The organism is Algibacter sp., assembly GCF_049667265.1.
Lineage (GTDB): Bacteria > Bacteroidota > Bacteroidia > Flavobacteriales > Flavobacteriaceae > Algibacter_B.
In genome coordinates this window covers 1-25,182 of sequence record NZ_JBATHX010000153.1, presented here as the reverse complement: position 1 = coordinate 25,182, position 25,182 = coordinate 1, and the positions used below count along the sequence as shown (strand labels likewise).

Here is a 25,182-nt window from a genome sequence, read left to right as displayed (position 1 = left end):
TGGGTAAGAACCTTTAGAGCCAATAGATTTATCGCTTTAAATGATGGTTCTACTCTAAATAATATTCAATGTGTGGTTGATTTTGAAAATTTTGACGAGGCACTTTTAAAAAGAGTAACAACCGGTGCTGCCATCCATATTAAAGGAGAACTTGTTGAAAGCCAAGGAAAAGGGCAAAAAGTTGAAATAAAAGTAAATGAGTTGAAGGTTTTAGGAGATTCTGACCCAGAAACCTATCCAATTCAACCAAAAAAACATTCCTTTGAATTTCTACGCGAAAATGCTCATTTACGCACTAGAACAAGTACGTTTAGTGCTGTTATGCGATTACGATCTGCATTGTCGTTTGCCATACATAAATATTTTAATGAAAACGGGTTTTATTACATGCACGCACCGATTATAACAGGTAGCGATGCCGAAGGTGCAGGCGAAATGTTCAAGGTTACAAATCTTGATGCTAAAAATCCACCTTTAAATGATGAAGGCGATATCGATTATTCAAAAGATTTCTTCGGAAAAGAAACCAATTTAACAGTTTCAGGGCAATTAGAGGCTGAAACCTACGCTATGTCCCTAGGAAAAGTTTATACGTTCGGACCTACATTTAGAGCTGAGAACTCTAATACCTCGCGCCATTTAGCGGAATTCTGGATGATTGAGCCAGAAGTAGCCTTTATGGATTTAGCCGGAAATATGGACTTAGCTGAAGATTTTATGAAATCTGTAATTACTTATGTTTTAGAAAATAATCGTGAAGATTTAGAATTTTTAGACAATCGCCTTCAAGATGAAGAAAAAACAAAACCTCAGGCAGACCGAAGTGATATGACTTTAATTGAAAAATTAAATTTCGTTACTGATAACCATTTTAAACGCGTTAGTTATACTGAAGCTATTGATATTTTACGAAACTCAAAACCCAACAAGAAAAAGAAATTTAAATATGTAATTGATGAATGGGGAACAGATTTACAAAGTGAACATGAGCGTTTTCTAGTTGAAAAACATTTTAAATGTCCTGTTATTTTGTTTGATTATCCAGCAAATATTAAAGCTTTTTACATGCGCTTGAATGATGATGGGAAAACCGTTCGTGCCATGGATATCCTTTTTCCTGGAATTGGAGAAATAGTTGGAGGTGCCCAACGTGAGGAGCGCTTTGATGTTTTAAAAGAAAGAATGGCTGCCGTAAATATTCCTGAAGAAGAGCTTTGGTGGTATTTAGATTTGCGTAAATTTGGTACTGCTGTTCACTCTGGATTCGGGTTAGGGTTTGAGCGTTTAGTAATGTTTGCAACGGGAATGAGTAACATTAGAGATGTTATTCCTTTTCCTAGAACACCACAAAATGCCGAATTTTAGCTAAAAACCTTAAATAAGTGAATCTTGGTATGACTTTGGTATACTAAACCCTTTTTATATCTTTGATTAACAACCTGAACAAACCACATGCTTAAACAATACTTACAATTTAAATTATCGCAAAAACTGTCGCCGCAGCAAATTCAATTAATGAAATTGATACAGTTGCCTACACAAGCGTTTGAACAACGGTTAAAGCAGGAATTAGAAGAAAATCCAGCATTAGAAGGTGGAAAAGAAGATAGTAAGGATGATTTAGATTCTGATTTTGATAATACCACAGATGATTATGAGGACAACGATTCTATAAATACTGAGGATATTAATGTGGATGAGTATTTGAGCGATGATGAAATTCCAGATTACAGAACGCATGCAAATAATTATAGTAGTGATGATGAAGAAAAAACAATGCCCTATGCTGCCGGAACATCATTCACCCAACATTTAGTGAACCAACTGAATACCTATAGACTTTCGGATGAAGAACGTGATATTGCCGAATTTTTAGTTGGTAGCGTTGATGAAAGTGGTTATATAAGGCGAGAATTAAGTGATATTATGGACGATTTAGCCTTCACTCAAAGCGTTTATACTACCGAAGAAAAAATAGGTAAAGTTTTAAAAATAGTACATCAACTCGATCCAGCAGGTGTTGGAGCAAGAAACCTACAAGAGTGTTTAAGTATTCAATTACACCGAAAAGATAAAACAGTTGATACCGAATTAGCCACAAATATCATTGATAATGCTTTTGATCAATTCACAAAAAAGCATTACAAAAAATTGCTTAGCAAATTTGATATTACAGAAATCCAGTTAAAAGATGCTATTACAGAAATTGAGCACCTAAACCCAAAACCTGGTGGTTCTTATGCTGGAAATAATAGAATTGTAGAGCACGTAGTTCCTGATTTTGCCATTAAAATTGTTGATGGTGAACTAGAATTAACCCTTAACGGAAGAAACGCACCAGAACTTCATGTGTCAAGAGAATACAATAATATGCTAAAGGGTTATAAAGATGCTAAAGACAAATCTAAATCTCAAAAGGATGCAGTCATTTTTATTAAGCAAAAACTAGATGCAGCAAAATGGTTTATTGAAGCGATAAAACAACGTCAGCAAACTTTATTTGTAACCATGAGCGCCATTATGCATTATCAAAAAGAATACTTTTTATCCGGTGATGAAAGAAATTTAAAACCTATGATACTTAAGGATATTGCTGATGAAATTCACATGGATGTTTCAACAGTTTCTAGGGTTGCAAATAGTAAATATGTAGACACACCGTATGGGACTAAATTGATAAAAGAATTCTTTTCTGAATCAATGAAGAACGATCAAGGAGAAGATGTTTCAACAAGAGAAATCAAAAAAATACTTGAAACTGTAATTGAAGAAGAAAACAAGAAAAAACCTTTAACTGACGAAAATTTAGCTAACATTTTAAAGGAAAAAGGATATCCAATTGCAAGACGAACCGTTGCCAAATATAGAGAACAGCTTGACATTCCTGTAGCGCGTTTACGTAAAAAAATATAATGGATAAACTATTAAAAAGTATCTCGTATATTTTTCATCCCCTAATCATGCCGATTTTAGGCGTTCTTTTCTACTTTTCAAAATCGCCACGTTACATTCCAATTGAAATTATACAAGCAAAAGTCATTTCACTTTTTATTTTAACCATTTTATTACCTGTTTTACTATACTTTTTATTGAAAACAATTGGATTAGTTAATTCCATAAATCTGGAAACCACTAAAGAACGCACTTACCCATTAATTCTTAATGGTATTGTTGTTCTCATCGTACTTCAACGAATATTAACGCCTTCTCAGTCTGCTGAGCTTTATTTCTTTTTTGTTGGTATACTCATATCTAACATGGCCTGTTTACTGCTTGCGATAATGAAATTTAAAGCCAGTATTCACATGATAGCAATATCTGGCGTCACCATGTTTTTTATTGCCCTTAGCATTCATTTTAGCATTAATATAAATGGAACGCTCGCCTTAATGGTTATTATAATGGGAGCCATTGCTACCTCAAGACTTCATTTAAAGGCTCACTCATATGTAGAATTAATAATAGGCCTTTTTATTGGCATTATTCCCCAATTAATTTTAGTCACCTATTGGCTATAATATATAAAATATCAAACCTATTTTAATGGCATTCATGTCGATATATTCACCATTTAATTGCGCATCTTGCGAAAAAATTGGGTTCAGAGCATAGTATAAAAAAACATTCCAAGTATTATAACCTGCGCTTAAGGTCAAACCGTATTGAAAGTCGTTAAATTCTTTATTATTCGCATACTTTAAGCTTCCTAAATCACCTTTATACTTTGATGAATTAGAAAACACATAACCAAATTTAAAACCTGTATAAATACGCCAAAAGTTATAATTGGTTGACGTAGATGTTCGCCATCTAAATTCTATTGGAATTTCTATTATATGGGTTGAAAACTTATTTTTTGAAAAAGTTCCATTGTCTTCAATAATGCTATATTCAAATACATTTGCATTATTTTTATTTATTAGTAAATCTTGGTTAAAGGAATTGGCAGAATACCCTAAACCAATTCCAAAAGCGACATCTCTATTTTTATTAAGGGGGATATCCCTAATAAAACCTAAATGAAATCCTAAAGAAAAACCACTTTGATTAATCCCACTAGGCTTTTTACCAAATAAATTATAAGTTACACTTGCATAAAATTGATCTTCTCTATAAAGGGAATCAACTTCTTTAACTGCACTTTCTTGAGCATAAATTAAAGGTGCATTACAAAGAAAGAAAAAAGCAATAAACAAATACTTCATTACAGATTAATTATAAAGGTAAAAGTATAAAAATAAAAAGGCGTTTTGAAAAATCAAAACGCCTTTTTTATAAAATTAAGAAGGTAAAATTAATCTCTACCAAATACACTACCTTTCTTGGTAGTATAGTTTATTTTAAGTGCATTAACTTTACGTAGTTCTTGTTTAATATCACCTATTAATCCCATATTGGCATCACTATCTACCTTTAAGGCAGTAGTTAAAAATGGTATTAATTCTTCACGTTTTGAAGCTCTTTCGGCGGCAATAAAAGCAGCAATTTCATTAACGTCAGCAAACTTATCGTTTAATTGAATTTTTGCTTCAGTACCATATTGCTTATAATTGGAACTTGGTTTACCTGCATATATATACATTACCAAATCCTTTTTATCTAACTTTTCAACCTGGTCTGCGAAAGGTAAATTATTATCAATCATTAAGGTGTTTTGCCTCATTACTGTGGCCACCATAAAGAAAAATAATAGCATAAAAACAATATCCGGTAAGGATGCCGTATTAACCGCTGGCATATCGCCACTTTTTTTCTTATTAAATTTAGACATATTTATTATAAATGTTAAATTTTATCTATTGTACTTCTGATAGCTTTTGAGGATAGTCAACTTTAATTTTATCTATCTTCTCTTTAAGCTTTTCCTTATTCCCTGGCCAATCTACATTATTGTAATCGGCTTCCATTTCAGTAAATAATTTACCGTAAAGGGATTGAGCTCTGGCATCTCTTAATTCATTATATGCTGCAACTAATTCATTCTGCACAGCTATATATTGTTTATAAGATGTTTCTCGTTCATTCTTTAGCGAAATAATGGCTTTATCTGGATTATCAGATGACGATGGATCTTTCTTTCCTTTGCAATAACTACAAGATTTATCGCCTCCATTATCTAAAAACTCTTTGGCGCTTTTTCGCAGATTCTTTAGTTCCATCAATTCATCTTCAACAAGTAATTGATCTTTACCATTTAATAATACGGTAAAAATGTTTTTTTGCTTGATAATAACATCCTCATCAGACTCTTCCATTGGTGGAAGTTTTCGGTTAATTCCCGAATCTGTCTCAATAGTTGTTGTTACTAAGAAGAAAATCAATAATAAGAACGCGATATCGGCCATTGAGCCCGCATTAACTTCTGGTGCTGCTCTTTTTGCCATAATTTATTTTTTAAATATATTTTTTGCTCCTGAAAACACCATTGAACCAATTGCTACAATAGCAAGAATGTAAAAAGCATATAATCCTGCTCCAACATATTTCGAGGTTGATTCAGTTATATCTAGTCCCTTGGACGTAAAAGGTGTTAAATCTAAATCCGTTCCTGAAGATAGCACAAAAGAAACAACAATAATTGCCAAGAAAAGGCCAACTGTCATTAATGTCTTTTTAATATCTCCTGAAAATAAGCCTTTAACAACATAAACTAGAACTAGTAGTATTGCTAATGCTAAAACCGTATAAGTAATGTATAGTACATTACTACCCATACTTTCGGCAGCGCTTGCATCTCCTGCCATAACCATCAGCACAAAGATTACACCGATAATACCGAGAGCGAAAGCTAAGTATTTTATTATTTTATATAAGTTCATATTTCTTAAATTTAAACTATTACTTTTTATTTCTGATTAACAAATCCATTAACGTGATAGAAGCATCTTCCATACTGTTAACTATGCTATCAATTTTAGCAATAATATAATTGTAAAAAATTTGAAGTATAATTGCTACTACTAAACCAAATACAGTTGTTAAAAGTGCTACTTTAATACCACCTGCAACAAGTGAAGGTTGCATATCTCCTGCCGCTTCAATTTTATCGAAAGCTTGAATCATACCAATTACAGTACCCATGAAACCAAGCATTGGTGCTAATGCAATAAATAAAGAAATCCAAGAAACGTTTTTCTCTAATTGTCCCATTTGAACGCCTCCGTAAGCAACAACGGCTTTTTCAGCAGCTTCAAGACCCTCGTCTACTCTATCTAAACCTTGATAGTAAATAGATGCGATTGGTCCTTTTGTATTTCTACATACTTCTTTAGCAGCTTCAACACCACCTGAAGATAAAGCATCTTCAACATCTTGAGATAATTTTTTAACGTTTGTAGTAGATAAGTTTAAAAAGATAATTCTTTCTATAGCAATTGCTAAACCTAGAATTAAACATAATAATACAATTCCCATAAATTCTGGGCCTCCCTCTATAAAACGCTTTTTTAATTCTTGATGAAATGAAAGCTCTTCAGCAGGAGCATCATCCTGTGTCATGTTTGTAACAGATGTTACGACTGTACTAGTGTTTGCAATTGTAGTTGCATTTGCAGTTCCGAATGCCACCATTACGGTTAAGGCAAGGATAGAAAATAATCTTTTCATGGTATCGATCTTAATTTTATTAGTTAAAGTGTTAAAGATATAAAAAAAAAGTAATTAAAAAACAAAAATATCAGCAGAGAGGAAGGGATTCGAACCCTCGATACCCTTTTGAGGTATACACACTTTCCAGGCGTGCGCCTTCGACCACTCGGCCACCTCTCTTTATTTCAATATAATAATTACAGGGTTCAAATAACAAAAAAAACTTTAAAGACTAAAACTTTTAGGCGTCTTTTTAATCTATTTCTCCTCTTAAAGACGCTTCATATTTGGTTTTGAACATCTTAGCAGAAATATTTTGACCCAATAAATACATTAACTTAGCTACTGCAGCCTCTGTAGTCATGCTTTTTCCTGATATAACCCCTATTTTTTTTAACTCACTACTCGTTTCATAATGCCCCATCATAACACTTCCGCCTAAGCATTGTGTTACGTTTATAATGTGTTTGCCCTTTAAAATGGCTTGTTTTAAAAGATTAATAAACCATTTTTCAGTTGTACAATTTCCAGCACCATAAGTTTCAATAATTACGGCTTTTAAGGTTGGAGCATTTAAAATACTTTCTAAAATAGTTCTAGAAATACCAGGATATAATTTTACGAGCGCTATATCTTCAGTCAAATTTTTATTAACCTTTAGTTTTTTTCTAAGATTAGGTTTAAATAAATATTCGTTATTTATTTTTAAATGCACTCCAGATTCTGCCAAATCCGGATAATTCATTGATGCAAAAGCTTGAAAATGCTCGGCATTAAGTTTCGTTGTTCTATTACCTCTATATAATTTGTATTCAAAATACAAGCATACTTCTTTAACTACAGCACGACCATTTTTTTGCATTGAAGCCACTTGAATGGAGGTAATTAAGTTTTCTTTGGCATCGGTGCGCAAATCTCCAATTGGTAATTGTGAGCCTGTAAAAACAACTGGTTTTGCTAAATTCTCTAACATAAAACTTAAAGCTGAAGCCGAATAACTCATAGTATCACTTCCATGAAGCACTACAAATCCATCAAAGGCTTCATAATTAACTTCTATTAACTCGGCAATTTGAACCCAATATTTAGGATTCATATTACTTGAATCTATTGGTTTTTTAAAAGATACGGTATTAATATCACAATCTAATAATTGCAATTCAGGAATTCTATCCAAAAGATTCTTAAAGTTAAATGTTTTTAAAGAACCTGTTTTAAAATCTTTAACCATACCTATGGTTCCACCTGTATAAATAAGAAGTATTTTTATTTTAGATTTAGCCATCGTTTAAATTTTAAAAATGTCTTTAGAATTTTGTGTAGTTATTTCAGCAATTTTCTCCTTTGATACATTGTAAATTTCTGAAAGCTTTTCTAAAACATTTATTATATATCCGCTTTCATTTCGTTTACCTCTATATGGAACTGGTGCTAAATATGGTGAATCGGTTTCTAAAACAAGATGATTTAAATCTAATTGATTTAAAAACTGATCTATTTTTCCGTTTTTAAAGGTTACTACGCCGCCTATCCCTAACTTCATATTATATGAAATTGCTTTATGAGCTTGCTCTAAGGTGCCAGTAAAGCAATGAAAAATACCAAATAAATCGTCTCCTTTTTCAGTTTCAAGAACTTCAAAAATTTCATCAAAAGCCTCTCTACAATGAATAACAATGGGTAACTTAAACTTTTTTGCCAATTGTATTTGATGTTTAAACGCTTTTTTCTGAATATTTAAGGTGGACTTATCCCAATATAAATCAATTCCTATTTCACCCACCGCAAAAAACGGTCTTTTAATTAACATTTCCTCAACGTGATTTAATTCTTCTTCATAATTTTCTTTAACGTGTGTTGGATGTAAACCCATCATTAAAAAAATATTTTTCGGAAAATCGTTTTCAAGTTGAAGCATTGATGCTGTATAGGTAGAATCAATTGCGGGAATAAAAAATCTTGATATACCTTGATTGATTGAACGATTAATCATTTCATTTCTATCTTCATCAAAAGCCTCACTATATAAATGAGTATGCGTATCTGTAATAATCAATGGCAATAATTTTAGTTAAACAATAGTGCTAAAATAATCGTTTTTATAGGATTATATTTGTTTAAAACTAATAACTATGGAAACTCTGAAACAATTTCTAGAGCAAAAAGATTATACCAAAATAAAATTACATCTAACCAAAACCAATCATTTTGAAATTAAAGCAACTATAAATGGTAAGAAAGGTTTATTTATTTTAGATACTGGAGCATCTAGTTCGTGTGTTGGTTTTGAAGCTATTGAAACCTTTAATCTTAAAGCCAAAGACTCGCTTATTAAGGCTGCTGGTGCAGGAGCTGTTGATATGGATACTAAAACCTCAACAAAAAATAGAATTACAATTGGCAAATGGACAAACGATAAAGTTGTTTTGGTTTTATTTAACTTAACTCATGTTAATACGGCGCTTATTAGCCATAACTCCAAACCAGTAGACGGCATTATTGGTGCCGATATTTTAAAAAAAGCAAAGGCAGTTATAGATTACGGAAAGAAATACCTATATTTAAAGTTATAAAATAATAGCTAACTAAGCCTCTCTAAAACTAAATGAACACCTCTATTGTAATAGCTGATGACCACCCACTAATGTTACGTGGTTTAACAGATTTTTTAACTTCTAAAGGTTATAATATTATAGGTAGTGCGGAAGATGGAAATGCAGCTTACAATCTGATAGTTAAACTAAAACCAGAGATTGCTATTCTAGACATAAGAATGCCATTTAAAACAGGTTTAGAAATTGCTGAAGCTTGCAAAAAAAACAACCTAAAAACCAAAGTAATTCTTATCACTTTTGACAAAGAGGAAGGAGTTTATGATCAAGCAGTAGAATTTGGAGTTTATGGCTATATTTTAAAGGAATTTGCTGTTGAAGAAATTGAAACTTGCATACGCCAGGTGAAAATAGGTAAACCTTATTTTAGTGAAGAAATAGCTACATATTTAAAAGCTAGTACTTTTGATAAAAAACCTGAAGCGTTAAAATTACTTACAAAATCTGAATTAAAAATTGTAAAACTCATATCAGATAGTAACACCAGTCAAGATATTGCTGATGAATTATCCATTTCGGTTAGAACCGTTGATAAACACCGCAGTAATATTGTTCATAAATTAAGTTTAGATAATAAACCAACTTCACTCTCCATTTGGGCAACTTTAAATAAAAAATTTCTAGTTTGAGTGTAAAATACGTAGAAGTGCGTATTTTTTATAATGAATAAACACCCTATCTTTACATTGCTATTAATTAGTTCTTAGGGAGAATTATTGAAAGCTCCAAATTGTAATGATTTGGAGCTTTCGCATTTTCAGACCTATAGTTTATTAAAAATACTTCAAAAATACGTACATGTGCGTATTTTTTTTCTTTCAAAAACGCAATATATTTACAAGGCTATTAATTAATTCTTTTTAGAGAGAGAATTTTTTATATACTCTGCACTATAATGGTGCAGAGTATTAAAATAAAATTTTAATTCCTATCCAAAATGCTGAATGCCCAAATGGAAAAAGAAAATAAAACTCTTAACAAATATTTTATTGTTGGATTAGTCGTTTTAATTGTAATAGTTATTTCAATAAATATAGTTATGTGTTTTAGTTAATTAATTACCCAAATTCCCAAAACCTAAAAAGGGTGTTACATAAAAATATGTGACACCCTTTTTATCATAGTGAATTGTTAAAACTATAGCTCTAAAGCCTTTTTAACATCATTATTCATTAATAATTCTACAGGATTTTCAAGCGCTTCTTTAACTGCAACTAGGAAACCGACACTTTCCTTACCATCTATGATTCTATGATCGTAAGAAAGAGCTACGAACATTATTGGACGAATTTCAACTTTCCCATCAATAGCTACAGGGCGCTCAACAATATTGTGCATTCCTAAAATTCCACTTTGTGGTGGGTTAATAATTGGCGTAGATAACATACTACCAAAAACTCCTCCATTAGTAATTGTAAATGTACCACCTGTCATTTCATCAACGGTAATTTGACCATCTCTTGCTCTAAGTGCTAAACGTTTTACTTCAGATTCAACACCTCTAAAGCTTAAGTTTTCAGCATTACGAATTACTGGTACCATTAATCCTTTTGGACCAGAAACAGCAATACTAATATCACAAAAATCATATGATAACATTTCTTTTCCATCCATCATTGAGTTAACAGCAGGATACATTTCTAAAGCCCTAACTACAGCTAGAGTAAAGAAACTCATAAATCCTAATCCAACACCATGTTTCGTTTTAAAGGTTTCTTTATATTCAGAACGTAATGCAAAAATTGGCGACATATCAACTTCATTAAATGTCGTTAACATAGCTGTTGTATTTTTTACCTCAACTAAACGTTCAGCTACTTTTCTGCGTAACATCGACATTTTACTTCTTGAAGTACCACGGCTACCACCTGTTGGCGTTCCCATTGAAGGCACCGCATTTACGGCATCATCTTTAGTTACTCTACCATCTTTTCCGGTTCCAGAAACTGATGCGGCATCCATACCTTTTTCAGCTAACACTTTTTTAGCAGCCGGACTAGCAGTGCCAGTGGCATAGGTTTTAGTTTCAGCCGCTTGAGCTTTTGGTGCTTCAGCTTTTGGCGCTTCAACTTTTGCTTCAGCTTTTGGAGCATCAACTCCTGCTGGTTTTTCAGCGCTCGTATCAATTAAACAAACAACAGCTCCAACTTCAACAGCATCTCCTTCTTCTGCTTTAAGCGTAATTATTCCACTTGCTTCAGCTGGCAATTCTAAAGTTGCTTTATCACTATCAACTTCAGCTATAGCTTGATCCTTTTCAACATAATCACCATCTTCTACTAACCAAGTTGCTATTTCTACTTCTGTGATAGATTCGCCTGGAGAAGGCACTTTCATTTCTAAAATCATTTTTTATAATTTTAATTGTATTTTTTTATTTGTTTAGTTTCCAAAAACCGCATCAATTACGCGACGTTGTCTTCGTTTATCTCTGGTACTAGATCCTGGTGCTGGAACAGAACTATATGGTCTTGAAGCTACTTCAAGTTTTACTAATTCCATACGTTGAGCCATATGACTCCATGCGCCCATGTTTTTTGGTTCTTCTTGTGCCCAAACATAATTTTTAACATTTGGATATTTATCAATAACACTTTGAATTTTTTCTAAATGTAAAGGAAATAATTGTTCAATTCTCACTAACGCAACATCCTCACTATTTAGTTCTTCTCTTTCTGCTAATAAATCATAATAGAATTTACCTGTACAGAATACTAATTTTTTAACCTTTGATGGGTTTATAGTATCGTCAATAACCTCTTCAAATGCCCCAGAAGACAATTCTTTAATACTAGAAACCGCTTTTGGGTGACGTAATAAACTTTTAGGAGTAAAAACAATTAATGGTTTTCTATAATTGCGTTTCATTTGACGACGCAATAAATGGAACATATTTGCTGGTGTAGTACAATCGGCAACAATCATATTATCGTTTCCACATAATTGTAAGTAACGTTCAATTCTTGCAGATGAATGTTCTGAACCTTGACCTTCATATCCATGAGGTAACAAAACTACAATGCCGTTTTGCGACTTCCATTTATCTTCCGCAGCCGATAAATATTGATCGAATATAATTTGAGCACCATTACTAAAATCTCCAAACTGCGCTTCCCATATGGTTAATGTATTTGGATTGGCCATGGCGTAACCATAGTCAAAACCTAACACACCATATTCAGATAAAAAGGAATTATAAATATACATTTCCCCTTTACTATCTGGATTGGTATTTAAAAGATTAATACGTTCTTCTGAAATTTCATCGCGTAAAATGGCATGACGGTGGCTAAAAGTTCCACGCTCTACATCCTGACCTGAAATACGAACATTAAAGCCTTCTTCAAGTAAACTTCCATAGGCTAATGTTTCTGCCATACCCCAATCTAGGGTATCAGTTTCAAAAACCATTTTAGCTCTACCATCTAAAATCCTTACCGCTTTTCGTAAAAATTTAACTCCTTTTGGTACTGTTGAAACTAACTTAGAAATACTTTCTAATTTATCTTTGGCATAAGAAGTGTCTTCCGATTTTAGCATGGAATCTAAACCTTGACGTTCAAAACTAGTCCAACGTTCCTGCATAAACTCACGAACCTTTGATGATTTAGCTTTCTTAGATTTGGTATATTCACTTTCTAAAGTGTCTTTAAAATCAGAAGTAATTTTATCAACATATGCCTGATCAATTGTTTTTTCGGCAATTAATTTATCAGCATAAATTTTAAACGGATTTGCATGTTTTGCAATCTCTTTATATAATTTTGGTTGGGTGAACCTAGGCTCGTCACCTTCATTATGTCCATATTTTCTATAGCCTAATAAATCAATATACACATCCTTTTTATAACGCATTCTGTATTCCAATGCCATTTCAACGGCATGAACAACAGCTTCAGCATCATCAGCATTTACGTGTAATACTGGTGATAATGTTACTTTTGCCACATCGGTACAATAAGTACTAGATCGTGCATCTAAATAATTAGTTGTAAAACCTATTTGGTTATTTACAACAATATGTACAGAGCCACCTGTTTTGTATCCAGACAATTGACTCATTTGCGCCACTTCATAGGCAATTCCTTGGCCTGCAATAGCTGCATCTCCATGCACAATTATTGGTAATATTTTAGAATCATCACCTCCGTAATCGCTATCTATTTTTGCTCGTGTAATGCCTTCAGCTACTGGTGCAACCGTTTCTAAATGAGATGGATTTGGCACCAAATTCATTTTTAAACTTTTACCGTTTTGGTAAGTTTTGTCCAGGGTTAAACCTAAATGGTATTTTACATCGCCATCAATATCTTCATCTTCAAAATCTTTTCCATCAAACTCGCTAAATAACTCATTTACTGGTTTTCTAAATATATTAACAAGTGTACTTAAGCGACCACGGTGAGCCATACCTAACACACATTCTTTTACACCATATTTTTCAACGGCATAAAAAAGCACATTACTAATTGCTGGTATTAACGATTCTCCCCCTTCTAATGAAAAACGCTTTTGACCTACATATTTAGTCTGCAAAAAGTTTTCGAATGTAACCGCTTGATTTAATTTTGAAAGAATATATTTTTTTGTCTCAGCTGAAAAATTTGGCTGATTATCATTTTTATTTAATTGTTCTTGCCACCATGAAGTCACCTCTGGATTCCTTAAATACATATATTCAATTCCAATAGAACTACAATATATTTTATCTAAATGGACAATAATTTCACGGAGCGTTTTAACACCAATACCTAAGATTTCTCCTGCATTAAAAACGGTGTCTAAATCGTTTGTGCTAAGTCCAAAATTTTCTATTTCTAATGTTGGTGAATAAGAACGACGTTCGCGGACCGGATTTGTTTTAGTAAACAAATGCCCTCTCATTCTATAACCATCAATAAGTTTAACAACTTGAAATTCTTTCTGTAGTTGTTCTGGTATTTGAGTTGAAACACCTTCAATAATTTCGCCTTCTAATCCATAATTTTCGCTACCAAAATCGTAACCTTGAAAAAAGGCTCTCCAACTTGGCTCGACTGAATCTGGACTTTGTTGATATTGTTCGTATAAATCAGCAAAATATGCTGTATGTGCTGCGTTTAAAAATGAAAATTTATCCATTACCTTTATGACACTATATCGATTTAGTAAGTTATTTGCCAAAAATACAACTTTTAGTAAAATTAGATGATTCTTTAGCTATATTTATGGCAAATAATATTCCTTTAACGAATATGCTCAATATTTCGTTAATTTTTTAATCATTTCTTACTCTTATGAATTTATTTTTTTCAAATAATAAAAAACATATCCTTATCTTAATTATTCTATCTTTTTGCTTTCAAAACATCCAATCCCAAGAGGCTAAAAGTGATTTTTGGAATCATGTCCGTTTTGGCGGAGGATTAGGTTTAAACTTTGGTGATGGTTTTTTTAGTGCCACAGTTGCTCCTAGTGGTATTTATGAATTTAACGAAAAAATTTCGCTTGGTGTTGGTTTGAATGCAACATTTAATAATCAAAAAAGCGCCTATAAATCTACCATTTTAGGAGGTAGTTTAATTGGGCTTTTTAATCCTATACGGGCCATACAACTTTCAACAGAATTTGAGCAACTTAATGTGAATAGACGCTACAATACTAATTTGAATATTAGTGATGATAATTATTGGATTCCTGCTTTGTATTTTGGCGTTGGTTACCGAAGTGGAAATGTAACTTTCGGGATTAGGTACGATGTTTTATATGATAATGAAAAAAGTATTTACGCAGATCCTTGGGCACCGTTTGTGAGGTTTTATTTCTAATATTTCTTTAAAAAATTTAACAGCTTTAAATTTATAAAGGCAAAAAAGAATTTCCCATTTCAACATCCAATGCCAATTCTTTTATAGTTTTATCTTTTAAGGTTTTTAGTATTTTCTTTCTTGACGGACTTAATATAGCATGTAACGGACAAGGTTTAAGCTCATTACATTTTTCCAAACTTAACATGCAACCAGTAAGTATGTTTTCACCATCAATAATTTTTAAAATATTTATAACGGACTGATTTTTATTTTCAGCAGTTAAATAAAACCCACCTTTAGGTCCTCTTGTAGAAGAAATAAGGTTTTGCTTAGATAGTTCCTGAAGTAATTTTGCAATATACGCTAGCGGAACATTTATGGGTTTTGCAATATTTTTTACCATAATTTTATGGTCTTCACTAGAATGTAAAGCCAAAAACAAAACCGCTTTAACGGCATATTTTGATGAATTTGAAAGCATGGTAAAAAGTAAATAAATCCTAACAAATATAAAAAAGATATTTTTATCTTAAATATGACTTTTATCATATAATGTGAGTAGTTTAGATTATAATTTTGTCTAATAAAATATATTAACATGAAAACAACACTAAAATTATTATCAGTTCTCTTTATCACCCTTTTAATTAGTTGTGGAGGAAAAGAAGAAAAAAAGAAGCCTGGTTTTTCTTATGACAAAAAGGAAACAACCGAAACTAAAGCAACGGCCGATGCCCAAAAAACACCTGCTTCTAAAAAAGTAGATTTAACCAACAAAGGCCTTGGACCAATCACGTCTATAACTTTGGCTGCAGAAGTAGATCAAAAAATGGCTACTCATGGTGCAGATGTGTACAAAAAAATGTGTACAGCTTGCCATAGAGCAGACAAAAAATTTATTGGTCCAGCACCAACAGGGATTTTAGAAAGACGTACTCCAGAATGGGTAATGAACATGATTCTAAATCCAGAACAAATGGTTAAGGAAGATCCATTAGCAAAAGAATTATTAATAGAATTTAATGGTTCTCCAATGGCTAATCAAAACCTTTCTGAAGAAGACGCTAGAGCAGTTTTAGAATATTTTAGAACCCTTAAATAAACAACTATGAAACTAATCAAAAAACTAGTTTTTGTTTTTGCAATGGCGTTAATTTTCTGCGCCTGTAAAAACGAAAATAAAGAAGCAACATCGACCACTACAGTTTCCCAAGTTGATAATGAATCTACTAAAAAAACAGGTCAAGCCTTTATTGAAGGTGAAGGAGGTAATACTGTATTAAGTATTGCCATAGGTTCTAAAGACCACACAACTTTAGTAGCAGCAGTTCAAGCAGCTTCATTAGAAAATGCTTTAGTAAATGCAGGACCATTAATGGTGTTTGCACCAACAAACGAAGCTTTTGCAGCATTACCAGAAGGTACTGTTGAAAATTTATTAAAACCAGAAAACAAAGATGCTTTAGCAAATATTTTAAAGTACCATGTAACTCCTGGAAACTATTCTAAAGACTTTTTAAAGAAATTTAAAAAATTAGGACAAGCCAATAATGGTTATGTACAAGTAGAAGTTGTTGATGGAGAACCTATGATTGGTGGTGCAAAAATACTAGGAAGTGTCAACGCTAGTAATGGTATTGTACATGTAATAGACAAAGTATTATTACCACCAACCGAATAATTTAAACACTAACTAAACCTTTTAAAAATGAAAAATATAATAAAATCTGTTATTGCAACCTTGGTAGTCTTAATAGGATTTACTAGTTGTAACAATTCAAGCAAATCAAATAATAAATCTGGTGCATTAGCGAGTAATGTAGCTGAAAAAGTGTACGTAGCTCCAGGTGAACATGACGAGTTTTATGCCTTCATATCTGGAGGTTATAGTGGTAACTTAACGGTTTATGGTTTACCATCTGGAAGAATGTTTAAGGAAATTCCTGTGTTCTCACAGTTTCCAACTTCTGGTTATGGATATTCTGAAGAAACAAAACCAATGTTAAACACATCTCATGGATTTATTCCTTGGGGAGATTCTCACCATCCAGACATTTCACAAACTGCTGGTGAAATAGATGGTCGTTTTATTTTTATAAATGAAAATAACACACCTAGAATTGCAAAAATTGATCTTAAAACTTTTGAAACCACAGAGATTATTGAAGTTCCAAATAGTGCAGGGAATCACAGTTCTTCATTTGTAACAGAAAATACAGAGTATGTAGTCGCAGGAACACGTTTTTCTGTGCCAATTCCGCAACGTGATATGCCAATAAATGAATACAAAGGCAATTTTCAAGGCGCTTTATCTTTTATTAGTGTAGCCCCAGAAACTGGAAATATGGATATAAAATTCCAAGTACTTATGCCTGGTTTCAATTATGATTTATCACATCCTGGACGTGGAAAATCTCATGGTTGGTTTTCTTTACTACTTATAATACTGAAGAAGCTAGCACGCTTTTAGAGGTTAATGCATCACAAAATGATAAAGATTTTATTGCTGCTGTAAACTGGAAAAAAATTGAAGAATATGTAAATAACGGTGGCGGAAAAATGATGCCAGCAGATTATGCACATAATGTTTATGATGAACACACACATACTGCTACTTCTACAATGAAAAAAGAAGTACGTGTAGTGAACCCTGTAGATGTTCCTGGAGCTGTATTTTTCTTACCAACTCCAAAATCACCTCATGGTTGTGATGTAGATCCAACTGGTGAGTACATTGTTGGTAATGGTAAACTTTCAGCTAATTTAACAGTACATTCATTTACAAAAATGTTAGCTGCTATTGAAGGTAAAAAGTTTGATGGTGAAGCTTATGGCATTCCAATCTTAAAATTTGAAGATGTTTTAGCCGGTTCTGTTGAACAACCAGGCTTAGGACCTTTACATACTGAGTTTGATGGACAAGGAAATGCATATACAACATTCTTTATCTCTTCTGAAGTTGTAAAATGGAAATTAGGAACTTGGGAAGTTATTGATAGAAAACCAACATATTACTCAGTTGGTCACTTAACAATTCCTGGAGGAAACTCAGGTAAACCTCAAGGTAAATATATGTTTGCGATGAATAAAATCACAAAAGACAGATACTTGCCAACTGGTCCAGAAATGGAACATAGTGCACAATTATATGATATTTCTGGAGATAAAATGGAATTACTTTTAGATTTCCCAACACATGGCGAACCTCACTATGCAGCAGCAATGCGAGCAGATATTATAAAAGAACGTTCTCAAAAATTTTACAACCTAAAAGACAACAAGCATCCTTATGCTGCTTTTTCTGATGACGACACTAAAGTAGTGAGAAAAGGAAACGAAGTTCATATTTATATGACCACTATTAGAAGTCACTTTTCACCAGATAATATTGAAGGCGTTAAGGTTGGAGATAAAGTATATTTTCATGTTACTAATTTAGAACAAGATTTTGATGTACCTCATGGATTTGCAGTATTAGGACAAAATTCGTCTGAGTTATTAATTATGCCAGGACAAACAAAATCCTCAGTATGGGAACCAACAAAAGTTGGGGTATGGCCATTCTATTGTACAGATTTCTGTTCTGCATTGCACCAAGAAATGCAAGGTTATATTAGAGTTTCTCCAGCAGGTAGCAATACACCAATTAAATGGTCAATGGGAGAAGATATTGAATAATTATTTTTAAAGAATTAGGGAAATTTTGTTTTAGTGTTTATTTTCCTATCAAAGGCGAGAGTAGTTTTATCGCTCTCGCCTTTCTTTTTAAAACACTTAGCCTATTAAGGCAGAAACTTCAAGTAATACATCAACAATTAAATTTCACAAGATGAAAAAGGCTGGCGTTATAATGATAATAGGCTCCTTACTATTATTAGGACTTTTTAAGTTTCCGTTATGGAACATCATGCTTGGGGCACCGCAATATCCAGAACCATTAGGCATGAATATCTATATTAATGGTATTAAAGGTGTAACAGAATTCGATTTACAAAATATAGATGGTTTAAATCATTATATAGGCATGAAAACGATTCCAAAACCTGAGGAAATGTGGGAGTTTTCAGTATTCCCAAAGGTTATTTTAGGTATGGCTATTTTAGGTGCAGTTATTGGATTATTAGGCTTTTTTAATAAAGTGAGTTACAAATTTTTTATTGGTTGGTTTATTTTTATGTCTATATTAGGTGTATTAGGCATGTATGATTTTAACAACTGGCTAATTGATTATGGGAGTAATTTAGACCCCCATGCTATTATAAAAGTAACGAATCCAGATGGCACACCAATGTCTTACAAACCGCCATTATTTGGTTTTCAAAAACTATTAAATTTTGATGTTACTTCTTTACCACATACAGGAGGATATCTTATGTTTGTAGGAATGTCTTTAACTCTTGTTGCTTTTTGGTTAGGCCGAAAAGCAAGCTTAAAAACAACGTAGTATTGGAACTTTAAGTTAAAAACACTAAAAAAATGAAAACACTAAAACACTATTCCTTTATTGCATTATTGCTTTTATTTTCTGGATGTAATGTATCCCCAAAACCTATAGATTACGGAAGTGATGGTTGTCATTTTTGTAAAATGACTATTGTAGATAAAGTTCATGCAGCCGAAATAGTAACTAAAAAAGGTAAAGTATATAAATTTGACGCTTCAGAATGCATGGTTAATTTCTTAAATGATTTTGACCAAAATGAAATAGCACTATATTTATCAAACAATTATACTGAACCTGAAGTGCTTATTGATGCTACAAAAGCAACGTTTTTAATTAGTAAAAATATTCCGAGTCCAATGGGCGCATTTTTATCAGCATTTAAAAATAAAGCAGATGCAGAAAAGTTTCAAGCCGACAAAGGAGGTAATTTATACACCTGGGATACCTTACTAGTAAAATTTAAAGACTAATTCATGAAAAAGATATTGGTTTTTCTATCAGTCATTTTAATGGCTAATGTTACTATTGCTCAAAAAATTGTAGTATGCGAAACATGTTCTTTTTCTTCATTAAAAAAAGCCATTTCGCAAACCAAAGATTATGATACTATAATTGTAAAAAAAGGCACTTACAAAGAGCATAATATCATTGTTGATAAACCACTAACTATTATTGGTGAAAATTACCCAGTAATTGATGGCGAATTAAAAGGTGAAATTATTACTGTCACTTCAGATAATGTAACCGTTGACGGGTTATTCATTATTAATGTGGGCACAAGTTACACGGAAGACTATGCTGCTATTAGAGTCAGACGAAGTAAGAACTTTGTCATTCAAAATTTAGTATTAGAAAAATTATTTTTTGGGATTTATATTGAAAAATCAAGTAACGGTAAAGTGTTTCATAATAAAATTATAGGAGATGCTGTTGAGGAATACAACTCAGGCAATGGGATTCAACTTTGGTATAGTAAAAATATACAGATTGAACACAACTTTGTTCAACATGTGCGTGATGGTATTTATTTAGAGTTTTCTGATGATTGCTTAATAAAAAATAACGTTAGCACACTAAATGTTCGTTATGGATTGCATTTTATGTTCTCAAATGACGACACCTATCAAGATAACACGTTTGAAAATAATGGAGCTGGTGTTGCGGTCATGTTTTCCAAACGAATAAAAATGTACAACAATATTTTTAAAGAAAACTGGGGAACCGCTTCTTATGGCATGTTACTGAAAGAAATAAACGATGCCGAAATCGAGGGCAATATATTTGAAAATAACACTATAGGTATTAATATTGAAGGCTCTAACCGTATTAACTATAAGCATAATACATTTTCAAATAATGGGTGGGCCATTAAAGTAAAAGGTGCCTGTTATACCAATAAGTTTATCGAAAACAATTTCCTGTATAATTCTTTTGATATAGCTTACAATAGCCATGTTAACGACAATGAATTTGATAGAAATTACTGGAGCAATTATACAGGTTACGATTTAGATAAAAATGGCATTGGAGATATCCCTTACAGACCTGTAAAACTATTTTCATACATTGTGAACCGGACACCAGAAACCATCATTTTGTTGCGTAGTTTGTTTATAGATATTATTGATTTTTCAGAAAAAGTATCACCAGTTTTTACGCCAGATAATTTATTAGACAATAATCCAGTAACAAAGAAAATAATATGGTAAGTATTCATAATCTACATAAAAAATTTGGTAAAAATCAAGTGTTAAGTGGTTTGAATTTATCAATAAAGGAAGGCGGTATTTTCGCTGTACTTGGTCCAAATGGTTCAGGAAAAACAACCTTAATTAAATCTATTTTAGGAATGGTAATACCTAATAAAGGTGAAATTTCTGTTCTTGGAAAATCAATAAAAGACAATTCAGAATACCGACATCAAATTGATTATTTACCACAAATAGCCAACTTCCCTAGTAATTTAAGAGTGGAAGAACTCATTAAAATGATTAAGGATTTAAGAGGTCAAACCAACGAAGATTTACGTTTAATAGAGCTTTTTAAATTGCAGCCCTTTTTAGATAAAAAACTAGGAAACCTTTCAGGTGGAACAAAACAAAAAGTGAATATTGTTTTAACCTTTATGTTTGATAGTCCGTTAATTATTCTTGATGAGCCAACTTCAGGTTTAGATCCAATTTCATTATTAAGATTAAAAGATTTAATTCAAGCTGAAAAAAATAAAGGAAAAACCATATTAATCACCTCGCACATAATGAGTTTTGTTGAAGAAATTTCAGATGAAATAGTATTTATTTTAGAAGGGCAAATTTACTTTAAAGGTACCATTTCAGAATTAAAATCAAAAACAAGTCAGCCAGATTTCGAACATGCTATAGCATCAATACTTACTGAAAACCATGCTTAAAATATTAAAATATAGTTTTTACGATTTAATGCGAAGTCGCTGGAGTTACGTATACTTTGGCTTCTACTTATTGCTCGGTATCGTATTGTTGTTTTTAAACAACGACCTTTCAAAAGCGGTTATAACATTAATGAATGTTATCATAGTTCTAGTGCCTTTAATTGGAACTATTTTTGGTGTGATGTACTACTACAATTCGAAAGAATTTACAGAATTGTTATTGGCACAACCATTAAAACGCTCGTCCATTTTTTTAGGTCAATATTTAGGTGTTGCCTTATCACTTTCAATGAGTTTAATTTTAGGATTAGGGATTCCGTTTGTGTTTTATGGTTTATTTGAAAGTAGCGCTATTTGGGATTTTTCATTATTAATAATTACCGGAACATTTTTAACTTTAATTTTTACGGCTTTAGCTTTTAATATTGCGCTATCAAACGAAAATAGAATAAAAGGTTTTGGCTATGCTATTCTACTATGGCTATTTCTGGCAATTATTTACGACGGTGTTTTTCTAATGACGTTGGTTATGTTTGAAGATTACCCATTGGATAAATTATCGCTTATCGGCACCATGCTAAACCCAATAGATTTATCTCGAACCCTTATTCTATTAAAGCTTGATATTTCTGCGCTTTTAGGTTATACAGGCGCTATTTTTAAACAATTTTTCGGAACTAGTTTTGGACTTATTATATCTTTTATAATGTTAACCGTTTGGGTTATTTTACCTGTTTGGAGAATAGTTTTCAAATCAAAACGAAAAGATTTTTAATTAAAAAATTCCAGAAAAGTCACCCTTTCCGGAATTTAAATATATAAAACTAGAGATGCTATTAACTAAATTGTTGCTCTAATTTTATGGCCTTAGGGAATAGGATGTTATTTTCTAAATGTATGTGTAAGTGTAAATCTTTTTCAAATTCTTCTAACATAGCAAATGTTACTTTGTAAGTATTACATGCATCTGCTGGAGGGTTATAATTATCTGTTAGTTCTGCAATTTGTCTGAAACGTTCGCCTTCGTTATCGTGTTCTTGCATCATCATGGCAATTGGATTTTCAACCGTTCCAAATTGTGGAGATTGTACGGCACCTTCCCCTAATTTAGCATTCACCATTTTTTTAACAAAAGGAAATAATATTAACTCCTCTTTTTTCATGTGTGCTGCCAACTCGCCTGCTGATGCTGTAAACAGTTCATTTATTTTGAATAATTCCGGATGACGCTCTCCATGAACGCTACACAATTTATTTAAAAACTGACGTAAAACAGGAATTTTTTCTTCTACATAACGGTGGTGTTTCTTTTCAATATAATCGATTAATAAATCAAGGGGCCAGGATTTATAATCTATTGATTGTTCTCCATTGGCATTTAAAATATTATGTAGCTCGTTTAATAAAACATTACTATCAATTCCTTTTTTTTCACAAGCCTCATTGATGGTTCTATTTCCGTTGCAGCAAAAATCTATTTTATATTTCGAAAAAACTGCTGCTGTTCTATAATCTTCGGCTACAAATTGCCCTATTTGTTTTTCTGATTCTTTTTGTAATGTTTCCATGATTAATTATTTATTTCGGATAATTTTATCCTATTTATATTCAAATTTTTTTAAACCTTTAAAAACGAAGCACCCGATTTTATATTAAGTGCCAATTCTTCTAAACTCGTGTTTTCTAACATATATTTCAACTCTTCTCTGACACTTTTAAATTTATCGTGTACAGGACAAGGGTGATTTTCATCACATGTTTCTAGACCTAAACCACAACCATTATAAATACTATCTCCATCAATAGCATTTACAATTTGAAATAACTTTATTCTATTAATGTCATTTTTATCAATCTCAAAACCCCCATAAGCACCTTTTACAGAATTAACAACATTATGTTTAACTAATGCTTGTAAAATTTTAGCTGTAAAAGCTTGAGGCGAGTTTATTTCATTAGCAATCTCTTTAGGGCTTACTCGCTTGCCTTCAAAGCTTTTTGTAGCAATAAAAATTGCTGCTTTAATACCATATTCACAAGCTTTTGAAAACATATAAATGCTATAATTTAATACAAATGTAAACAATAATTTAATTAAGACAATATTATCTTAATTAAATTACTAATACTTATTTCTAAACCAAACTTTTTGCCACTCGCGTTTTAAAATTAAAAAAGTAACTTCTTCGGAAAGTTTTAAAGTATCATCACCGTTTAAAGCTTTTACTTGTTTTTCTGAAACGTCAATAATATAAAGCAAGTTTAAATAGTCGGTAAATTTTTCTTGAATCAGCCTGTAAACCGTATCATGAAGCAAAAGTTTTAAACTTGACGGCAAGACTTCCTCATGAAAATCTAAATCAATATTAGCCAATAGAAAATCTTTATTAAGCTGAAGAATAAGTTGTTTATACAAATCTAATTGGTTGGCTTCCTCAATTAAACTCTCAAAAGTTTTTGGCAATTTCATAAAATAGATTTCCGCCATCACGGAAATAAAAAAATTTAATTATTAAACAGTTCTATTCATTAAATTATTCCCGAAAGCTTTTAAAAGTGCCTTTTTATCATCAGAAATATTTAATTTTTCTAACAAAGAAAAAGCTTGTTCTGTATATTCTTGAATGGCTTGTTTTGTGGCTTCGGCCGAACCTGTTGAAACAAAATACGCTTTAGCTAATTGAATTTTTGTTGCTACATCTTCAGGGTCTGAAGCAAATAATTGACTCAATTCAACACGGTCGTTTTCATTTGAAAATTCTAAAGCTTTCAAATACAAATACGTTTTTTTATTCTCAATAATATCACCACCAACCTGCTTTCCAAAGGTTTTCGGATCACCAAAAGCATCCAAGTAATCATCTTGTAACTGGAATGCAATGCCTAAGTGACGGCCAAATTCATAAATATGATGTTGATCTTCATCAGAAGCATGAGCAACAATGGCTCCCATTTTCATGGCTGCACCAACTAAAACAGCAGTTTTGTACTCAATCATTTTTAAATATTCAGGAATAGTAACATCATTTCTGGTTTCAAAATCGACATCATATTGCTGGCCTTCACAAACTTCTAATGCCGTTTTGCTAAATAACTTTGCCAAAGCTTGAAAGATATCTGCTTCATAATTTTCGAAAAGTTGATACGCCATAATCAACATGGCATCTCCAGATAAAATTCCGGTATTTATATCCCATTTTTCATGAACCGTTTGCTCGCCACGTCGTAAAGGTGCATCATCCATAATATCATCATGCACCAATGAAAAATTATGAAACACCTCAATACTTAATGCAGCATTAAGGGCTTTTTTATAATTTCCATTAAAAATATCGGCTG

At 32.1% G+C, this 25,182-nt stretch carries 27 protein-coding genes, 1 tRNA gene and 1 pseudogene; 14 read left to right on the top strand and 15 right to left on the bottom strand.

The features are described 5' to 3' along the window. The 3 genes from asnS to WBN21_RS05700 all read left to right on the top strand — a co-directional run. On the top strand, positions 1-1,365 hold a 1,365-nt coding region (asnS, locus tag WBN21_RS05710), incomplete at its 5' end, for an asparagine--tRNA ligase (protein ID WP_424198321.1). Between the two features lie 87 nt (positions 1,366-1,452). Continuing rightward, positions 1,453-2,913, top strand: a complete 1,461-nt coding sequence (gene rpoN, locus WBN21_RS05705; RefSeq protein WP_424198319.1) for an RNA polymerase factor sigma-54 — start codon at positions 1,453-1,455, stop codon at positions 2,911-2,913. Next, positions 2,913-3,518: a hypothetical protein gene (locus WBN21_RS05700; protein ID WP_424198317.1), complete on the top strand. Its 606-nt coding sequence runs from the start codon at positions 2,913-2,915 to the stop codon at positions 3,516-3,518. Before rpoN ends, WBN21_RS05700 begins: the two co-directional genes overlap by 1 nt. Here WBN21_RS05700 and WBN21_RS05695 read toward each other — a convergent pair. The 8 genes from WBN21_RS05695 to WBN21_RS05660 all read right to left on the bottom strand — a co-directional run bounded on the left by WBN21_RS05695 (position 3,513) and on the right by WBN21_RS05660 (position 8,644). Beyond that, the gene (locus WBN21_RS05695) at positions 3,513-4,205 is read right to left on the bottom strand and encodes a porin family protein (protein WP_424198315.1); all 693 of its coding nucleotides are present in this window, start codon (positions 4,203-4,205) and stop codon (positions 3,513-3,515) included. The two genes, WBN21_RS05700 and WBN21_RS05695, sit on opposite strands and share 6 nt — an antisense overlap. A gap of 89 nt (positions 4,206-4,294) precedes the next feature. Beyond that, on the bottom strand, positions 4,295-4,771 hold the full coding sequence (locus WBN21_RS05690; RefSeq protein WP_424198313.1) for an ExbD/TolR family protein: 477 nt from the start codon (positions 4,769-4,771) through the stop codon (positions 4,295-4,297). Positions 4,772-4,796: 25 nt separating this feature from the next. Continuing rightward, positions 4,797-5,384, bottom strand: a complete 588-nt coding sequence (locus tag WBN21_RS05685) for an ExbD/TolR family protein (RefSeq protein ID WP_424198312.1) — start codon at positions 5,382-5,384, stop codon at positions 4,797-4,799. Between the two features lie 3 nt (positions 5,385-5,387). Further along, positions 5,388-5,819, bottom strand: a complete 432-nt coding sequence (locus tag WBN21_RS05680) for a hypothetical protein (RefSeq protein WP_424198311.1) — start codon at positions 5,817-5,819, stop codon at positions 5,388-5,390. 19 nt (positions 5,820-5,838) lie between these two features. Continuing rightward, the gene (locus WBN21_RS05675) at positions 5,839-6,606 is read right to left on the bottom strand and encodes a MotA/TolQ/ExbB proton channel family protein (RefSeq protein ID WP_424198310.1); all 768 of its coding nucleotides are present in this window, start codon (positions 6,604-6,606) and stop codon (positions 5,839-5,841) included. Between the two features lie 74 nt (positions 6,607-6,680). Then, a tRNA-Ser gene (locus WBN21_RS05670) sits at positions 6,681-6,768 on the bottom strand. Positions 6,769-6,841: 73 nt separating this feature from the next. After that, positions 6,842-7,873 carry an asparaginase gene (locus WBN21_RS05665; protein ID WP_424198309.1) on the bottom strand — a complete coding sequence of 344 codons (1,032 nt, stop codon included), beginning with the start codon at positions 7,871-7,873 and terminating at the stop codon, positions 6,842-6,844. 3 nt (positions 7,874-7,876) lie between these two features. Beyond that, complete coding sequence (locus WBN21_RS05660) at positions 7,877-8,644, bottom strand: TatD family hydrolase (RefSeq protein WP_424198308.1); 768 nt, start codon at positions 8,642-8,644, stop codon at positions 7,877-7,879. A 76-nt stretch (positions 8,645-8,720) separates the two neighbouring features. Here WBN21_RS05660 and WBN21_RS05655 point away from each other — a divergent pair, with 76 nt between their 5' ends. After that, a complete protein-coding gene (locus WBN21_RS05655; protein ID WP_424198307.1) occupies positions 8,721-9,161 on the top strand; it encodes a retropepsin-like aspartic protease family protein in 441 nt (146 codons plus the stop codon). 32 nt (positions 9,162-9,193) lie between these two features. Beyond that, positions 9,194-9,829, top strand: coding sequence for a response regulator (locus WBN21_RS05650; protein ID WP_424198306.1), 636 nt, complete (start codon positions 9,194-9,196; stop codon positions 9,827-9,829). A 508-nt stretch (positions 9,830-10,337) separates the two neighbouring features. Here WBN21_RS05650 and odhB read toward each other — a convergent pair. Then, a complete protein-coding gene (odhB, locus tag WBN21_RS05645) occupies positions 10,338-11,549 on the bottom strand; it encodes a 2-oxoglutarate dehydrogenase complex dihydrolipoyllysine-residue succinyltransferase (RefSeq protein ID WP_424198305.1) in 1,212 nt (403 codons plus the stop codon). A 33-nt stretch (positions 11,550-11,582) separates the two neighbouring features. Next, positions 11,583-14,321: a 2-oxoglutarate dehydrogenase E1 component gene (locus WBN21_RS05640; protein WP_424198323.1), complete on the bottom strand. Its 2,739-nt coding sequence runs from the start codon at positions 14,319-14,321 to the stop codon at positions 11,583-11,585. Positions 14,322-14,476: 155 nt separating this feature from the next. Between WBN21_RS05640 and WBN21_RS05635 the strand changes: the two genes are divergently transcribed. Continuing rightward, on the top strand, positions 14,477-15,007 hold the full coding sequence (locus WBN21_RS05635) for an alpha-ketoglutarate decarboxylase (RefSeq protein WP_424198304.1): 531 nt from the start codon (positions 14,477-14,479) through the stop codon (positions 15,005-15,007). A 31-nt stretch (positions 15,008-15,038) separates the two neighbouring features. On the opposite strand, the gene WBN21_RS05630 is transcribed toward WBN21_RS05635, so the two are convergent. After that, positions 15,039-15,470 (bottom strand): RrF2 family transcriptional regulator, encoded by a 432-nt coding sequence (locus WBN21_RS05630; RefSeq protein WP_424198303.1) that lies wholly within the window; start codon positions 15,468-15,470, stop codon positions 15,039-15,041. A 117-nt stretch (positions 15,471-15,587) separates the two neighbouring features. On the opposite strand from WBN21_RS05630, the gene WBN21_RS05625 reads away from it, so the two are divergent. The 8 genes and pseudogenes from WBN21_RS05625 to WBN21_RS05590 all read left to right on the top strand — a co-directional run bounded on the left by WBN21_RS05625 (position 15,588) and on the right by WBN21_RS05590 (position 22,618). Then, the gene (locus WBN21_RS05625; protein WP_424198302.1) at positions 15,588-16,091 is read left to right on the top strand and encodes a c-type cytochrome; all 504 of its coding nucleotides are present in this window, start codon (positions 15,588-15,590) and stop codon (positions 16,089-16,091) included. A gap of 6 nt (positions 16,092-16,097) precedes the next feature. Further along, positions 16,098-16,670 (top strand): fasciclin domain-containing protein, encoded by a 573-nt coding sequence (locus WBN21_RS05620; protein ID WP_424198301.1) that lies wholly within the window; start codon positions 16,098-16,100, stop codon positions 16,668-16,670. Positions 16,671-16,697: 27 nt separating this feature from the next. Further along, positions 16,698-18,667 (top strand): annotated as a pseudogene (nosZ, locus tag WBN21_RS05615) (Sec-dependent nitrous-oxide reductase). Between the two features lie 151 nt (positions 18,668-18,818). Then, entirely contained in the window at positions 18,819-19,433 is a 615-nt protein-coding gene (locus WBN21_RS05610; protein ID WP_424198300.1) for a hypothetical protein, read from the top strand. A gap of 32 nt (positions 19,434-19,465) precedes the next feature. Beyond that, a complete protein-coding gene (locus tag WBN21_RS05605; RefSeq protein WP_424198299.1) occupies positions 19,466-19,903 on the top strand; it encodes a nitrous oxide reductase accessory protein NosL in 438 nt (145 codons plus the stop codon). A gap of 3 nt (positions 19,904-19,906) precedes the next feature. Beyond that, positions 19,907-21,142: a nitrous oxide reductase family maturation protein NosD gene (locus WBN21_RS05600; RefSeq protein WP_424198298.1), complete on the top strand. Its 1,236-nt coding sequence runs from the start codon at positions 19,907-19,909 to the stop codon at positions 21,140-21,142. Further along, positions 21,136-21,843, top strand: coding sequence for an ABC transporter ATP-binding protein (locus WBN21_RS05595; RefSeq protein ID WP_424198297.1), 708 nt, complete (start codon positions 21,136-21,138; stop codon positions 21,841-21,843). The genes WBN21_RS05600 and WBN21_RS05595 overlap by 7 nt, the downstream gene beginning before the upstream one ends. Next, positions 21,836-22,618 (top strand): ABC transporter permease, encoded by a 783-nt coding sequence (locus tag WBN21_RS05590; RefSeq protein WP_424198296.1) that lies wholly within the window; start codon positions 21,836-21,838, stop codon positions 22,616-22,618. Before WBN21_RS05595 ends, WBN21_RS05590 begins: the two co-directional genes overlap by 8 nt. A gap of 61 nt (positions 22,619-22,679) precedes the next feature. On the opposite strand, the gene ric is transcribed toward WBN21_RS05590, so the two are convergent. The 4 genes from ric to WBN21_RS05570 form a co-directional block, all read right to left on the bottom strand. Continuing rightward, positions 22,680-23,411, bottom strand: a complete 732-nt coding sequence (gene ric / locus WBN21_RS05585; RefSeq protein ID WP_424198295.1) for an iron-sulfur cluster repair di-iron protein — start codon at positions 23,409-23,411, stop codon at positions 22,680-22,682. Positions 23,412-23,461: 50 nt separating this feature from the next. Then, complete coding sequence (locus WBN21_RS05580) at positions 23,462-23,896, bottom strand: RrF2 family transcriptional regulator (protein ID WP_424198294.1); 435 nt, start codon at positions 23,894-23,896, stop codon at positions 23,462-23,464. A 69-nt stretch (positions 23,897-23,965) separates the two neighbouring features. Continuing rightward, positions 23,966-24,313, bottom strand: a complete 348-nt coding sequence (locus tag WBN21_RS05575) for a hypothetical protein (protein ID WP_424198293.1) — start codon at positions 24,311-24,313, stop codon at positions 23,966-23,968. 42 nt (positions 24,314-24,355) lie between these two features. Further along, on the bottom strand, positions 24,356-25,182 hold an 827-nt coding region (locus tag WBN21_RS05570; protein WP_424198292.1), incomplete at its 5' end, for a polyprenyl synthetase family protein.

What these genes read in the sequence shown, in the direction of transcription:
- WBN21_RS05600 (WP_424198298.1), top strand. Translation starts at nt 19,907, where the DNA reads ATGAAAAAGATATTGGTTTTTCTATCAGTCATTTTAATGGCTAATGTT.
- WBN21_RS05640 (WP_424198323.1), bottom strand. Translation starts at nt 14,321, where the DNA reads ATGGATAAATTTTCATTTTTAAACGCAGCACATACAGCATATTTTGCT.
- WBN21_RS05590 (WP_424198296.1), top strand. Translation starts at nt 21,836, where the DNA reads ATGCTTAAAATATTAAAATATAGTTTTTACGATTTAATGCGAAGTCGC.
- WBN21_RS05630 (WP_424198303.1), bottom strand. Translation starts at nt 15,470, where the DNA reads ATGCTTTCAAATTCATCAAAATATGCCGTTAAAGCGGTTTTGTTTTTG.
- WBN21_RS05700 (WP_424198317.1), top strand. Translation starts at nt 2,913, where the DNA reads ATGGATAAACTATTAAAAAGTATCTCGTATATTTTTCATCCCCTAATC.
- ric (WP_424198295.1), bottom strand. Translation starts at nt 23,411, where the DNA reads ATGGAAACATTACAAAAAGAATCAGAAAAACAAATAGGGCAATTTGTA.
- WBN21_RS05620 (WP_424198301.1), top strand. Translation starts at nt 16,098, where the DNA reads ATGAAACTAATCAAAAAACTAGTTTTTGTTTTTGCAATGGCGTTAATT.
- WBN21_RS05595 (WP_424198297.1), top strand. Translation starts at nt 21,136, where the DNA reads ATGGTAAGTATTCATAATCTACATAAAAAATTTGGTAAAAATCAAGTG.
- WBN21_RS05675 (WP_424198310.1), bottom strand. Translation starts at nt 6,606, where the DNA reads ATGAAAAGATTATTTTCTATCCTTGCCTTAACCGTAATGGTGGCATTC.
- WBN21_RS05575 (WP_424198293.1), bottom strand. Translation starts at nt 24,313, where the DNA reads ATGAAATTGCCAAAAACTTTTGAGAGTTTAATTGAGGAAGCCAACCAA.
- rpoN (WP_424198319.1), top strand. Translation starts at nt 1,453, where the DNA reads ATGCTTAAACAATACTTACAATTTAAATTATCGCAAAAACTGTCGCCG.
- WBN21_RS05625 (WP_424198302.1), top strand. Translation starts at nt 15,588, where the DNA reads ATGAAAACAACACTAAAATTATTATCAGTTCTCTTTATCACCCTTTTA.
- WBN21_RS05650 (WP_424198306.1), top strand. Translation starts at nt 9,194, where the DNA reads ATGAACACCTCTATTGTAATAGCTGATGACCACCCACTAATGTTACGT.
- WBN21_RS05665 (WP_424198309.1), bottom strand. Translation starts at nt 7,873, where the DNA reads ATGGCTAAATCTAAAATAAAAATACTTCTTATTTATACAGGTGGAACC.
- WBN21_RS05695 (WP_424198315.1), bottom strand. Translation starts at nt 4,205, where the DNA reads ATGAAGTATTTGTTTATTGCTTTTTTCTTTCTTTGTAATGCACCTTTA.
- WBN21_RS05635 (WP_424198304.1), top strand. Translation starts at nt 14,477, where the DNA reads ATGAATTTATTTTTTTCAAATAATAAAAAACATATCCTTATCTTAATT.
- WBN21_RS05580 (WP_424198294.1), bottom strand. Translation starts at nt 23,896, where the DNA reads ATGTTTTCAAAAGCTTGTGAATATGGTATTAAAGCAGCAATTTTTATT.
- WBN21_RS05605 (WP_424198299.1), top strand. Translation starts at nt 19,466, where the DNA reads ATGAAAACACTAAAACACTATTCCTTTATTGCATTATTGCTTTTATTT.
- odhB (WP_424198305.1), bottom strand. Translation starts at nt 11,549, where the DNA reads ATGATTTTAGAAATGAAAGTGCCTTCTCCAGGCGAATCTATCACAGAA.
- WBN21_RS05680 (WP_424198311.1), bottom strand. Translation starts at nt 5,819, where the DNA reads ATGAACTTATATAAAATAATAAAATACTTAGCTTTCGCTCTCGGTATT.
- WBN21_RS05690 (WP_424198313.1), bottom strand. Translation starts at nt 4,771, where the DNA reads ATGTCTAAATTTAATAAGAAAAAAAGTGGCGATATGCCAGCGGTTAAT.
- WBN21_RS05610 (WP_424198300.1), top strand. Translation starts at nt 18,819, where the DNA reads ATGAAAAAGGCTGGCGTTATAATGATAATAGGCTCCTTACTATTATTA.
- WBN21_RS05655 (WP_424198307.1), top strand. Translation starts at nt 8,721, where the DNA reads ATGGAAACTCTGAAACAATTTCTAGAGCAAAAAGATTATACCAAAATA.
- WBN21_RS05685 (WP_424198312.1), bottom strand. Translation starts at nt 5,384, where the DNA reads ATGGCAAAAAGAGCAGCACCAGAAGTTAATGCGGGCTCAATGGCCGAT.